This is a genomic window from Chryseosolibacter histidinae (assembly GCF_018598225.1).
GTDB lineage: Bacteria > Bacteroidota > Bacteroidia > Cytophagales > Cyclobacteriaceae > Chryseosolibacter > Chryseosolibacter histidini.
The window spans coordinates 55186-67631 of sequence record NZ_JAHESF010000011.1 but is presented as its reverse complement, the minus strand read 5'-3'; the positions used below and the strand labels follow the sequence as shown (position 1 = coordinate 67631).

Here is a 12446-nt window from a genome sequence, read left to right as displayed (position 1 = left end):
AAAACCTAATACAATGCAAAAGTTTGAAGAGCTCAAAAGCCTTATTGCTTCACTGGAAGGTGACGCTGACAAATTTTATAACAAAGGCAACAGCGCTGCAGGAACCCGGGTAAGAAAGGGCATGCAAGACCTTAAAAACCTGGCTCAGGCAATCAGGGCAGAGGTTCAGGAGATTAAGAATAAAGCGTCTTAAGGCTGTTGTTCTCTTTTTTTGAGTTTCTATAAAGCATCAAAAAGGGATAGCCCCCGTCCGGGAGCTGTCCCTTACTTTTTCTACTTCTTTAAAGACTGGTAAAGACCTGCAATTCTCTTCTGCAGGGATCCCGAAGCTCCTGCAAGGGGTAATCTGACGTGGCTGCCGCAAATGCCCATTTCTGACAAAAGTGCCTTTAATCCTACAGGGTTCCCTTCTTCATACATGGGACCGTTGATGTCCAGAAGTTTGAAGAGCTCACGACTGGCCTTGCTAAAATCTCCGGAAAAGCTCAATTCCTTCATTTTTTTGAAGATCACAGGGTACGCATTCGCCAGCACTGAGATCACACCCTTGCCTCCGATGGCGTAGAGGGGAACGGTCAGCATGTCGTCGCCGGAGATCAGGAGGAAATCTTTCGGCATATCGCGCGCGATCCTCATACATTGTTCGAGATTGCCCGATGCCTCTTTGATACCAACGATGTTGGTGTGCTGGGCGAGGCGCAGGGTGGTTTCTGCGGTAAGGTTCGACGATGTTCTTCCGGGAACGTTATACAGGATCACCGGCACGGGAGAAGCATCTGCAACAGCTTTGAAGTGTTGGTAGATCCCTTCTTGTGGGGGTTTGTTGTAGTATGGGCTTACAGAAAGCAGGGCGTCAACTCCTTTGAGGTTAGTGGAAGCAATGGCCTCGAGCACGTGCTGGGTGTTGTTGCCGCCAATGCCATAAACAATCGGTAGCGAAGCATCGTTATTATCTTTGACGAAGCTCAGGATCTCTTCTTTCTCTTCCTCGGTGACGGTGACAGACTCCCCTGTAGTGCCCATCACAACGTAGTAATCCGTACCCCTGGCCGTATGACGAAGCAGCTTTTTAAGCGCCTTGTAATCCACTTTCAGGTTTTCATCAAATGGGGTTACGAGGGCCACACCGGTTCCATACAATTTTTTCATTGGGTTAGAGAATTAATGGGTTAGGGTAATAAAATTTCGCCAAGTATAGGGGAAAATCAGGAAGTTACAATGCCTCCTCTTCTTACTACTTACTCCTTAATTCTTACTCCTTTTCATTTCAAAGCCCGGGTGTACTTGTACATTTCATCGATCAGCGATTTCACACCATTGCCGCTTTCGATCATCATCTCGAAGAAATCCATTCCCTGTTCCCAGAATTTGCCGATCCGGCAACGTGCCTTGCTCTGGGCCACCAGGTTTAAAATAAGTGGGTTCGGTGTGGTGTCGATGTAAAACAGGAAATCGAACGGTGTATCGGCAAAGCTGGTAGCGGACGAGGAGGTAATGTTGCCCCAGAACGAGAGGTCTCTTTCTGTGAAGAAGTCGAACATGAACTCATAGTTGTCTTTGTGCCTGGGCAGGAAAGACATCACCTTTACATGTTTGCCATCATGCTCGAGGTGTCTGATGAAATCCTTCACCAGGTCATGCTTGGCCTTGTCTTCTACGCTGAAGATAATACCTATGTTCATGGCCTGTTTATAGGGCAGGCTGATGCGTTCGGCTTTGTTGCGCCGGAGGTGGGCGTTCGTTTTATATTTCAGAAAACTCAGCTTCATCGGCCTAAGTTAGAAGTTTAAAGTTAGAAGTTTAAAGTTGAAAACCGCCGGGGCAAGATTATTGGCCCTTCAGCATTTTTTCAAAATCAGCTTCTGAAATGATGGTCACGCCGAGTTTCTCTGCCTTTTCACGTTTTGATGGCCCCATATTATCGCCGGCCAGCAGGTAGTCGAGCTTACCGGAGACACCTGACAGGATCCGGCCGCCATTTTTCAGGATGAGGTCCTGGAGATCCTCGCGCTCGTAGCGTTCAAATACACCGGAGATCACAAACGATTTGTTGGCCAGGATATCGCTTTCCTTTTCGGGTTCTTTCAGATCACTCTCGAACTTTAATCCCGCTTTGCGCAAACGCTGGATCTCCCGCTGGTTCTCGGGATTCCTGAAGAACTCAAAAACACTCTGCGCGATCTTTTCACCCACTTCGGGTGCCTGCACCAGCTCTTCGTATGAAGCGTTTGCAAGCTTGTCGATATTGCGGAAGTAACGCGCCAGCTTCTCGGCCACCGTGCGGCCCACATAACGGATGCCGATGGCGAACAGGACACTTTCAAAAGGTGTGTTCTTCGATTGCTCGATGCCGCCCAGCAGGTTGGTGACCGACTTATCCTTGAACCCCTCAAGCTTCAGAATGTCTTCCCGTTTCAGGTCGTAAAGATCGGCAGGACTTTTCACCAGGTCGAGCTTGTAGAGCTGGTCGATGGTTCGTTCACCCAGCGAGTCGATGTCCATAGCCTTGCGCTGAATAAAATGTTCGATGCGCCCTTTGATCTGCGGCGCACAGCCTGTAATGTTTGGACAATAATGTGCAGCCTCGCCTTCGTAACGGATGAGCTTTGTTCCGCACTCAGGGCACTTGTCGATATAAGTAATAGGCTGCGTGGTGTTGCTTTTACGCTTCTCATGATCTACACCCGTAACCTTCGGAATGATCTCTCCGCCTTTTTCTACGAATACATAATCACCAATGTGCAGCTGCAGGCGCTCTATCTCGTTGGCGTTGTGAAGCGATGCCCGTTTCACCGTGGTGCCGGCGAGAAACACAGGCTGGAGCTCGGCCACAGGCGTAACGGCTCCTGTTCTGCCCACCTGGTAGGTTACGCCATTGAGCCGCGTGCTGATGCTCTGAGCTTTGTACTTGTAAGCAATGGCAAAACGCGGGCTCTTGGCCGTAAAGCCGAGGCGCTCCTGCTGCTCGAGGCTGTTTACTTTGATCACAACACCGTCAGTTTCCAGCGGCAGCTCGAGGCGTTTTGTTTCCCAATGCCTGATGTATTCAAAGACCTCGTTAATGTTCTTACATTTTTTATAGGTCTGCGATACGTTGAAATTCCACGACTCCAGCATCTGGATGCTTTGCGCATGTGAGCTTGAACCGGTATCGCCCAGCAGGCTGTACACGTAACAATCGAGCTTGCGTTTGGCCACCTCTGTAGAGTCCTGCATCTTCACCGTGCCCGCAGCCGTGTTGCGTGCGTTGGCATATCTTTCTTCACCAATGTCTTCGCGTTCTTTGTTCAGCTGGTTGAAAACATTTTTGGGCAGGAAGATCTCTCCACGTACTTCAAAGGCAGGGGGTATGTTCTTGCCGGTGATGCGCAGCGGCACATTCCGGATGGTCTTCACGTTGTTGGTCACGTTATCACCCCTCACGCCATCGCCCCGGGTAACGCCGCGGGCCAGCACACCATTCTCATAGGTGAGGCTGATGGAAACACCGTCAAATTTCAGCTCGCAAAAGTATTCGTACGGCTCGCCTTCCAGACCTTTGGCCACGCGTTTATCGAAATCCGCCAGCTCTTCTTCACTGTACGTGTTGCTCAGCGAGAGCATCGGATACTTGTGGTATACCGTCTCGAACTCTTTGGTGATGGTTCCGCCTACACGTTGTGTGGGAGAATCCTGTTGCTTGAATTGCGGATACTCTTTTTCCAGCTGGATCAGTTTTTCCAGGAGCTGGTCAAATTCATAATCGCTGATCTCAGTTCTGTTCTGCTGATAGTACAGCGTATTGTGATAATTGATCTTTTCCGTTAAGGCAATAATTTCTTTTTGTGCCTGTGCAGCGGTCATGGGTTTGGTTTCAAGTTCGAAGTTTAAAGTTAAAAGTTTAAAATTAAAAACGCCTCAGTATGGTTGCCGGTTGCCAGTTACCGGTTTCGTTGAGTTAAATCGCCTTCTGAGCTATGTTCCCTCGGGCTGAAGCTTTCATGAAGGCCGTGCACTCCCAACTGGCTACCCGGAAACTGGTAACTGGAAACCATTTTAAACTTCAAACTTTCGACTATTTAGTCGGATCCTGGTATGGCTTCATTGCCTGGGCCATGTCGATCTTGTTATTCTTCCGGTCAATATCGGCCAGGCGAAGGCTGGGGTCGATCTCAACCGATGCAACGTCGGCGGCCCTGCGTTTGATCCTCAGCGTGTACGTGGGATTTACCCAGGGCCATGCCTGGAGATCGTAACGCTGAACGGTCTTATCTTCCACCGGTTTGTTGCCGAGGGTTTCATTCAGGGGCACATAATACATCTCTTTGCTTCCGTCCTTGTAAGTTACCAGAAGGTCTACCGGCATGGGAAACTCACCCACACGTTCCAGTGTTACCATGGTCTCGTCACCGGCAGCCACTACTGCTTTAACGTTGTAGTCGATACGTTTAGTGGTACTGATCCAGTAGTTCAGGTACCATGCCAGTTGCAGGCCCGAAACCTTTTCCATGATCCGGATGAAATCTTCCGGCTCGGGATGTCTGAATTTCCACGCGTTGTAATACCGGCGCATGCCATGGTAGAATTGTTCCTCACCAATGATGTACTTGAGCTGATGCAGAAAAACGGTACCCATATTGTACGCCGCAGTGCCATAAGCCCTGTTGGTGCTGTAGTGATCTGAGTGCTGGCTGGCAGGCTCCTGTAAACCACTTTTCACGAGCGAGAAATACCCGCCGTAACTTCCTTTGTGAGGATCGGTCTCATTGAACATGAAAGCCATCGACTCGTTTGCGGCGAAATCGGTGAAGCCTTCGTCCACCCACGGATACAACGATTCATTGGAGGCGAGCACCCCCTGGTACCAGCTGTGCGCGGCTTCGTGGGCCATCACGCCAACGAGGCTGCCAAAAGTTCTTTCTCCGGTAATGAGCGTGCACATCGGGTACTCCATGCCGCCGTCTCCACCCTGTATGATCGAATAAGTGTCGTACGGATACTGGCCGAAGGTTTTATTCATGAACTCGAAATGGCGCACGCCGTACTCCATCATTTTTTTCCATACCTCAGTGGTCTTGGCGCCCGGCTGATAAAAGTAATGCAGCTCGGGTCCGCCAGGTACCTGGAGTTTCTCGTGCTCATATTCCGGATCTGCAGCCCATGCAAAGTCGTGAACATTTTTAGCGATGAAGTGCCACGTCAGGTTTCCTTCCGGTCTTTTTACCGTGGTGCCTGCTTTTTCGTAACCATATCCGATCTTGTCGGCATTCTGAAGCTTGCCGGTGCCCGCTACCATGAAGGAGGGATCGAGGGTGATCTTCACGTCAAAGTCTCCCCACACGCCATGGAATTCACGCGCCACATATTGGTAAGCATGCCATCCCTGAAAATCATATTCGGCCATCTTCGGATACCACTGTGTCATGGAGTAGGAGATGCCTTCCTTGTTATTCCGTCCCGACCTTCTGATCTGCACGGGCACCTGCGATTCGAACGTCATGTCGAACACCGTTTTTCCTCCGGGCACAAGGGCTTTCGCCAACGTCACCTCCAGCACTGTTCCGTTGATGATGTAGCTCACATTTTTGCCATCCTGCTTCAGGCTCTGGATGTGCTGGTAGCCGATCTCATCTTCTCTTAGCTTCGAGATGCGGTCGGTGACCCGCGGGTCTGGATCCATGATGTTCCTCGACCTTACATCCATCATGCTGCCGGGCTGGAATGCATTGAAGTAGAGGTGATAATATACTTTGGCAAGTGTATCTTTTGAATTGTTGTAGTAGGTGAGCTTCTGCGTGCCATTGACACGGTGTGTATTCACATCCAGGCGGATGTCCATCACATATTCAGCCCTTTGTTGCCAGCGGTATTCCTGTGCAACGGCCTGCTGGAGAACAACGGTTGCGAGGCAGAACAATAATCTGATCTTAAGCATGATAGGTGGTTTGGTGTTAACGTTTGCAAAATATCCAAACCCCACTATTTTACAAAGGGTTTTTATGCCGCCTGAGGTCTATAATGTAGGTGAGGCTGCCAGACAGGTAAGTGCTTTCAGACAGGGTAAGGGTTTCTCCGGGCAGCGCTTTGGGAATGCTGTAAGACCAGGTGAAGGTCAGCATCCATTGTTTGTGGGAGATACTTAAAGGCGTGCTGAAGGCATAATTCATCATACCGAATACATGGTTGCGTACCTGCGCAACACTGAAACGGGTTCCGTACTTCCTGATATTATCGGCTGCCTCGCGTAGTGTTTTCGGCGGCACAAATTCCATTTTTGTGATCACCTCGTCACCCATCAGCGCAAATACCGAAGGCATGAAGGCGATGCGGTCGATGCTCCGGAATTTCCTTTTCTGGAAGGTGAGCGTCAGGCAGGGCATGATCCTGTGCGCACGCTGATCACCAAAATAGAACGAATAGTTCGCGCTCAGCGACAACGGTTTGAGCTCCACGATAGGGCTGACGGATAACGTGTTTTTGTAAGGGATGTAACTGTTCTCGTTCGTTGCGATGTTGTAAAAATATCGGTCATATCCTGCCATCACCGAAAAATGTTTCGAGAGGTCGCGCATATAGCCGAGCGATGCCACGGTAAGGTAATACGCAGGCTCAAAATCCTTGCTCCAGTAGCCCGAAAGATCGCCGTAAAAGCCTGAACGGTGATAATATGAAACGCCTGGCGCGAGCCCGAAATTTTCGATGCCCAGCGTTCTGCCCGCAGACAGTACGTTGCTGTTGTAGGCCATGCGAAGCGCCAGTTGCGAGCCTGATGCGTCTTCGAGACTGAGCAGGCTGTCAATGAGGCTGAAGATGGAGAGTGAATCTGCGGCAGAGAAAGACGAAGCGTTTGTCAATAACGAATCAGCATCCTGGGCATAAGCCTGGGATGCTGCCATGGTGAGCGCTAAAAGCCAACATCGGATCCTGTCCATTCGCTGTTGACGTATATCTAATTGTTTCGTTGCTGCAGGCGTTGGTTTGACCGGTCGCGCATCTGGTGACGTTTTTCTATTTGTTGCTGCCGTTGCTGGATCTGCCGGAGGATCAGGCGCCTGAAATCACCTTCAGCCTGCCGCAGGTTCATCAGCTTCTGCGGCGTGATGATCTTCTGAAAACGCCCCGAGTAATCTTTTTCGAGGTCGAGCTCCTGTTGTTTGATCTTCAGGTCGAGGTCGAGCAAAGCTTTTTCATCCTGGCCGTTCTTCCGGGCGTCCCTGAACTGTTGTCTGAGCTCCTGTCTTTTGCCGGCATACTCACGGTATACGGGCCAGAATTTTTCCGCTTCGTCAGGCGTAAGTCCAAGGCATTCGGTGATGTAGGCGGCATGGGCGGCTTTGATCTTCTGCTGGGCCTTCGGATCTCTGTCGATCTCCATCGCCTCATCTTCCTGGGCGAAGGCCGGCACCACGCAGAGCAGGAGCAGCAATATCTTAAGGGTTTTCATGGTCAAATATCTTCCGGGTTAATATCGTCGTCTATCCCATCTTCCAGCGGCAAGGCGTCGAGGTTGAGCTCATACACTTCGCTTTCGATGGCGTCCAGGTCTGACGTGTTGAAGTCAATGGTTTCGAGAATGTCTTCCGTTGTCAGGTCTGATTCACTCAGGTATGCCATGAGCGCTTCGGTTTGCACGGAGGCGAGCAATGTTTCAGGATCGTTGGTTTGGTTTGAGCTCGCAAACCAGTAGATGCCTGCCGCAAGCAGTACAACAACGGGCAGCACATACTGCAATTTATACCTGAAAACGAAGCCCTGCTCGCGGGCTGGCGTTTCTTTGGAGATCCGCGCCTGTATTTTACCTGGCAGCGTATCGAAATAGCCATCAGGCACGCTGAAGATCTCTTTTTTAGGTATGTTTTCCAGTTTTTTCATGGTCTTTTCTATTGACTTCCCTGAGATACAAAGGTTTAACGCGATGCTAAAAAGTCCTCGATTTTTTTAACGGCGTGGTGGAAGCTCGCTTTCAGGGCGCCCACACTGGTGTTGGTGATCTCCGAAATGTCTTCATAGCTCATATCGTCAAAATACCTCATGTTGAACACCAACCGCTGCTTGTCCGGTAACGTCAGCAACGCTTTCTGAAGCTGCAGCTGGATCTCGTCGCCAGAAATATGCGGTGAGCTATCGAGCTTTCCTGACAGTTCTCCGGCTACGTCTCCGATGGGCAGAAAGAACCTGCGCTTTTTGCGTTGAAGGAAGCTCAGGCACTCGTTGGTGGCAATGCGGTAGATCCAGGTGTAAAGCTGAGAGTCTTCACGAAAGCCGCCGATATTCTTATACACCTTGATGAACACTTCCTGGGTGATGTCATCAGCATCGTCGTGGTCGATCACCATCTTGCGGATATGCCAATACACCTTTTGCTGGTAAGCCCGTACCAGCAGATTGAACCCGTAGTTCAGTGTATCCGGATTCCTGACCTTTTCCAGCAGTTCCTTGTCTTCCAAATAGCGGTGAGGCTTGGTGTTTGAATATAGACATTTCGGCCTGTCTAAGGTTTAAACATGCATCAAATTTTTCTGGAGAAAGAATCTATATTCTAAATTCTAAATTCTAAAAGGGAATCCACAAGCAATTCATACTGCTCTTTGGAGTGCGCCGGGAAGTTAGCAAAGCGCAGCTGTGTTTTTTTGGAAGGACCATAACCGTCTCCCGGATACAAACCTTTCTGCTGCAGGAACGCGGTAGCTTTTTCAGTGTGACTCTGGCAGTCGGCCACGATCACCGTTCTGGACTGAAATTTCTTTTCCTGCACAAACGCAGACAACAGCGGATGTTGTTCCAGCGCCTGATACAAGATCGCAGCTTTGTAGTCTGTCTCTTTCCGGATGGTGTCGATGCCACGTCTTAAAAAATCCTGCACTACTTTGTTCAGCAGGTAGATGCCCAGCACATTTGGTGTTTCGGGCGTCTGGTTTTTGACGGCGTGAACTTTCAGGCTGGGAATGTTGTGGTATGAGCCGATGGAGAAACCTTTCGATAAAAGCTGATCCGCTTTCGCGATGCATTTTTCATTCACGATCCATACGCCCAACCCTGCAGGCAAACCAAATCCTTTCTGAACGGAGAAGAAGACAGAGTCGAGTTTTGTAAAATCGAATTGAGGGTAGGGCAGTGATGATACAGCATCTACGGCCACGAGCGCGTGCGGATTATTTTCTTTCAGCGCGTAGATGGTTTCCAGCGGCAGTGAAACGCCTGTGCTGGTCTCGTTGTGTGTTACAGCGATCAGCTCGGTGCCTTGCGGTATGGAGATCTGCGGATCGAATCCGAGGCCTTCTTTCACTTCGAGCTTCTGTGGCTTTTTGTTCAGCTGCACGGCGGTCTCGTAGAACTTTTTAGAGAAGGAACCATTCACCAGGTGAAATGAACTTTCTGCCACGAGATTTTGTATGATCCTTTCCCATACTTCCGTGGCGGAGCCGGTGAAAAAAATATGGTGGCTTGCCGGTATGCCAAGCAACTGGCGCAATCCTCCGGTGGTTTCGCTGGAGATCTGTTCGAACAATTTGCTCCGGTGCGACAGTGACGGGATGTTTTCCTTGAAGGCCTGCCGTGCGTGATCGGCTACCGTAAAATATAGTTGAGAAGGTCCGGGGGTGAAATTAACGTGGTGTACCATAACGGGTTACAAAGCTATCATTTGCTTACGGAAAAAATACTTTTTTTTCAACATTGCTGCGGAAATGACTTTTCAATATGTTCGTAACGAATTCCCACTCGGATTTGGGACACGTTTGCTGAACCTAACAATTTAAAACAATACCGAGTGTAGCTTTCAATTGAAATCAGGCCTCATCCCTTCCCGGTGACTATCGGGTCGGGCCCTCGCCCAAAAAGCAGGTTAACAGAAGAAGGTTGAGATTGCAGGCAGCTCAAAACTTGTCTTTATGGGGTTCAGAAACACCTCACCAGATCCGATGGGTTTTCTTTTTTTTAATGCATTCGCGCGAAGGCCGTCAAGGCTGCGCAACACGTGCAAAGTTTTCTGAAATTGCCGCCCGTCATTTAGCCTTAGTTCGTAATAACGCTGTCGGCCTGCCATGTTACACGGAATGGATTGTGCTCGCTGTACTGAACGATCTTGTTCGGTGATACGATATGCATGATCCTGAAATTCACCTGCTCTTCCACCCTCTGGTTAGGCGCAAGCGCATTCAGGTATTTATACTCAACTTCATGCAACGTTTCTCCGAAGGCATCGATGAAAACGAATTTGCCTTTCAGCGCCCGGATGTTCTTTTCTGATGTGTTGTGGATGGACACTTTATATGGCAGCGAGCTTGACCATTCTGACTGCTGGATCTTTTTCGGATCTGGCGTCGCTTCTATTTGTACCAACGCATTGCTTTCACTGTGTTTTGCTTTTCCGTTCCGGGTATGCTCGGTCCTGTTCCAGTAGTTCCTGGATTCTGCGAGTATATCGCGATACGTGGCGCCGATCTCCAGCACCTGCGCGCCGATGAGCTCATGTTCAACCATAAAATGCGCCATGATCGAGGCGTCGGTTGAATCGAGCTTTCCGAGCTTCACCAATCGTGTGAAATCAGCTTCAGCAGTTTCGCGGTTGAATTCCTTGTCGAGCGGGTTGCTGCACGAAGCGAGCAGAAATGAAGCGCCGAGACAGGAGAGGGCGAGGTAAAATTTACGGCTCATGGGGTCAGGCTTTTACAAATTCGTTAACGGTGGGTTGGATCAATATTTCGTTCACTGATTTTTTCAGCGATTTGCAGATGGCATCGAAAGGAAGGTCGTTCTCGTCCTGGCCGAACGGATCTTCGATCTCTTCGCCGATCACATCGAGACCTACCATGGCATAGAAGATGAGCATCACAATGAGGATACACCAGTAACCGAGATCGTGAATGAAACCGAACGGCAGGATGAGCACGAACGCGAAGAGAAATTTTTTCAGGTGAATGGCGTACGAAAACGGGATAGGCGAGGTGTGGATCCGTTCGCAGCTGCTTACCACTTCAGAAGCATCGTCGATGTGTTTGCTGAGCTCCAGGAACTGCATGTCGGTGATGACACCTCTCTTGTACAGCTCGTTGAATCGGTTGCAGATGCCTGCTGCAAAATAATTCGGAACGTGGTAGATCTTGTCGAGGTTGTCAAGCATACCCGGCTCGGCTTCCACCAGCTCGTGCTTCTTCACACCATTGCGCAGACTCTCTTTCAGGGAGTAACTGTGGTTGGCGATCATGGCGGCGAAATATTTACGGTTCTCCTGGTCGTTGGCAGGCAGAAACGCATTGAGCTTCAGGGCTACATTCTTCCAGTTATACCCCAACTTGCTGAGCAGCTTGCGGCCTTCCCACCAGCGATCGTAGGCCGTGTTGGTCCTGAACACCAGCAGAATACCCAGCACAATGCCAAGCATGGAGTACACATACGAGGGCGGCCTGAAGTCGATGTGAAGCATTTCGCTTTCGATATAATCCACCACAAAAGCATATGCTCCTACCAGCAGCATACTCACCAAAAGCCTCTTGAGCGTTTTGGTGCGGTGAAAGTCAAAGAGTACAGAGAACCAAACGGATTTTTCTCTGTTTTTAAGTTTTGGGTCGTTCATATTGAGGGGGGTAGGGGGAGGTTATTGCATCTATCCTTTTTTCCACAAGGTCAGTGAGCTGCGCCACGGGTATGTCGTTCTCATCGAAGCCAAAGGGGTCTTCCATTTCATCACTCACCATTTCGAGCCCTGCATAGAAGTAAAAGAACACCACCAGGAACAACAGCACCCATGCTTCGAAATGCCCCATGAAACCGAAAGGGATCATGGCGGCGTAAGCGAGAATGAATCCACGGATGTGGAAGATATACGTTTTCGGTGGCGGTGAGTCTTGTAACGCCTCACAAGTGGATACAATTTCGGTATTCTTATGAATGATCCTGCTCAGGTCGAGGAACTGAATGCGGGTGAGCTTGCCATCGTTGTACAGCGCGTTGACCCGTTGCACGAGCAGGCTGGTAAGCCGGGTGGCCAGATGTTGCGAGCCTTCCATTTTGCTGCTGTAGCCCGGCCTGGGTTCGATCAGGTTTTTAGGATTTTGAAATCCGCGTACGAGGTCGCGCAGGGCACGGTAATGGTTCTTGACCATGGTGGCCAGGAATTTCAACTCCTCCTCATCGCCGCCAAGGTAGGTCCTGGCTTTCATCACGAACGATTCGTTCAGCGCCCGCAGCTGTGCCATGGCCTTGTTACCATCATTCCAGCGGTAGTAGGAATTATTGAGTCTGAAATAGAACAGGATGGCGATCACATAGCCCAGCGAATAGATCACGAAGCCAGGGATCTCAAATTCGAAATTGATGAAATGATTAACCAGGAAATACAGTGCCAGGTAGTAAGCTGAGATCAGCACCATGCTCAGGGCCAGCGCTTTCCAGGTGGGCGTCCGGAAGGCATGCCTTAGATCCAAAAACCAGATCGTATCCTTAAGCCTGGATTTCATAATACAAAC

General features: G+C 49.8%; 13 protein-coding genes. 1 reads left to right on the top strand and 12 read right to left on the bottom strand.

Translation table 11 applies throughout. The features are described 5' to 3' along the window. Window positions 1-13: 13 nt before the first annotated feature. On the top strand, window positions 14-193 hold the full coding sequence (locus KK083_RS12805; RefSeq protein ID WP_254163636.1) for a BF3379 family histone-like protein: 180 nt from the start codon (window positions 14-16) through the stop codon (window positions 191-193). An 80-nt stretch (window positions 194-273) separates the two neighbouring features. On the opposite strand, the gene dapA is transcribed toward KK083_RS12805, so the two are convergent. The 12 genes from dapA to KK083_RS12745 form a co-directional block, all read right to left on the bottom strand. Further along, window positions 274-1149, bottom strand: coding sequence for a 4-hydroxy-tetrahydrodipicolinate synthase (gene dapA, locus KK083_RS12800; RefSeq protein ID WP_254163635.1), 876 nt, complete (start codon window positions 1147-1149; stop codon window positions 274-276). Window positions 1150-1262: 113 nt separating this feature from the next. Then, a complete protein-coding gene (locus KK083_RS12795) occupies window positions 1263-1769 on the bottom strand; it encodes a DUF6913 domain-containing protein (RefSeq protein ID WP_254163634.1) in 507 nt (168 codons plus the stop codon). Window positions 1770-1827: 58 nt separating this feature from the next. Continuing rightward, window positions 1828-3843, bottom strand: a complete 2016-nt coding sequence (ligA, locus tag KK083_RS12790; protein ID WP_254163633.1) for an NAD-dependent DNA ligase LigA — start codon at window positions 3841-3843, stop codon at window positions 1828-1830. Window positions 3844-4054: 211 nt separating this feature from the next. Next, window positions 4055-5914: a M1 family metallopeptidase gene (locus tag KK083_RS12785; RefSeq protein WP_254163632.1), complete on the bottom strand. Its 1860-nt coding sequence runs from the start codon at window positions 5912-5914 to the stop codon at window positions 4055-4057. Between the two features lie 49 nt (window positions 5915-5963). Then, a complete protein-coding gene (locus KK083_RS12780) occupies window positions 5964-6875 on the bottom strand; it encodes a hypothetical protein (RefSeq protein WP_254163631.1) in 912 nt (303 codons plus the stop codon). 53 nt (window positions 6876-6928) lie between these two features. After that, entirely contained in the window at window positions 6929-7423 is a 495-nt protein-coding gene (locus KK083_RS12775) for a hypothetical protein (protein ID WP_254163630.1), read from the bottom strand. A gap of 2 nt (window positions 7424-7425) precedes the next feature. Further along, the gene (locus KK083_RS12770; RefSeq protein WP_254163629.1) at window positions 7426-7851 is read right to left on the bottom strand and encodes a hypothetical protein; all 426 of its coding nucleotides are present in this window, start codon (window positions 7849-7851) and stop codon (window positions 7426-7428) included. A gap of 35 nt (window positions 7852-7886) precedes the next feature. Next, complete coding sequence (locus tag KK083_RS12765) at window positions 7887-8426, bottom strand: RNA polymerase sigma factor (RefSeq protein ID WP_254163628.1); 540 nt, start codon at window positions 8424-8426, stop codon at window positions 7887-7889. Window positions 8427-8518: 92 nt separating this feature from the next. Next, window positions 8519-9601, bottom strand: a complete 1083-nt coding sequence (locus KK083_RS12760; protein ID WP_254163627.1) for an aminotransferase class V-fold PLP-dependent enzyme — start codon at window positions 9599-9601, stop codon at window positions 8519-8521. Window positions 9602-9993: 392 nt separating this feature from the next. Next, the gene (locus KK083_RS12755; protein ID WP_254163626.1) at window positions 9994-10635 is read right to left on the bottom strand and encodes a hypothetical protein; all 642 of its coding nucleotides are present in this window, start codon (window positions 10633-10635) and stop codon (window positions 9994-9996) included. A gap of 4 nt (window positions 10636-10639) precedes the next feature. Next, window positions 10640-11554 carry a bestrophin family protein gene (locus tag KK083_RS12750; RefSeq protein ID WP_254163625.1) on the bottom strand — a complete coding sequence of 305 codons (915 nt, stop codon included), beginning with the start codon at window positions 11552-11554 and terminating at the stop codon, window positions 10640-10642. Beyond that, window positions 11535-12437, bottom strand: a complete 903-nt coding sequence (locus tag KK083_RS12745) for a bestrophin family protein (protein WP_254163624.1) — start codon at window positions 12435-12437, stop codon at window positions 11535-11537. The genes KK083_RS12750 and KK083_RS12745 overlap by 20 nt, the downstream gene beginning before the upstream one ends. Window positions 12438-12446: the final 9 nt, after the last annotated feature.

Bases quoted from the DNA above. Each gene is read 5' to 3' on its own strand.
- KK083_RS12805 (WP_254163636.1), top strand. From the start codon at position 14: ATGCAAAAGTTTGAAGAGCTCAAAAGCCTTATTGCTTCACTGGAAGGT.
- dapA (WP_254163635.1), bottom strand. From the start codon at position 1,149: ATGAAAAAATTGTATGGAACCGGTGTGGCCCTCGTAACCCCATTTGAT.
- KK083_RS12795 (WP_254163634.1), bottom strand. From the start codon at position 1,769: ATGAAGCTGAGTTTTCTGAAATATAAAACGAACGCCCACCTCCGGCGC.
- ligA (WP_254163633.1), bottom strand. From the start codon at position 3,843: ATGACCGCTGCACAGGCACAAAAAGAAATTATTGCCTTAACGGAAAAG.
- KK083_RS12785 (WP_254163632.1), bottom strand. From the start codon at position 5,914: ATGCTTAAGATCAGATTATTGTTCTGCCTCGCAACCGTTGTTCTCCAG.
- KK083_RS12780 (WP_254163631.1), bottom strand. From the start codon at position 6,875: ATGGCAGCATCCCAGGCTTATGCCCAGGATGCTGATTCGTTATTGACA.
- KK083_RS12775 (WP_254163630.1), bottom strand. From the start codon at position 7,423: ATGAAAACCCTTAAGATATTGCTGCTCCTGCTCTGCGTGGTGCCGGCC.
- KK083_RS12770 (WP_254163629.1), bottom strand. From the start codon at position 7,851: ATGAAAAAACTGGAAAACATACCTAAAAAAGAGATCTTCAGCGTGCCT.
- KK083_RS12760 (WP_254163627.1), bottom strand. From the start codon at position 9,601: ATGGTACACCACGTTAATTTCACCCCCGGACCTTCTCAACTATATTTT.
- KK083_RS12755 (WP_254163626.1), bottom strand. From the start codon at position 10,635: ATGAGCCGTAAATTTTACCTCGCCCTCTCCTGTCTCGGCGCTTCATTT.
- KK083_RS12750 (WP_254163625.1), bottom strand. From the start codon at position 11,554: ATGAACGACCCAAAACTTAAAAACAGAGAAAAATCCGTTTGGTTCTCT.
- KK083_RS12745 (WP_254163624.1), bottom strand. From the start codon at position 12,437: ATGAAATCCAGGCTTAAGGATACGATCTGGTTTTTGGATCTAAGGCAT.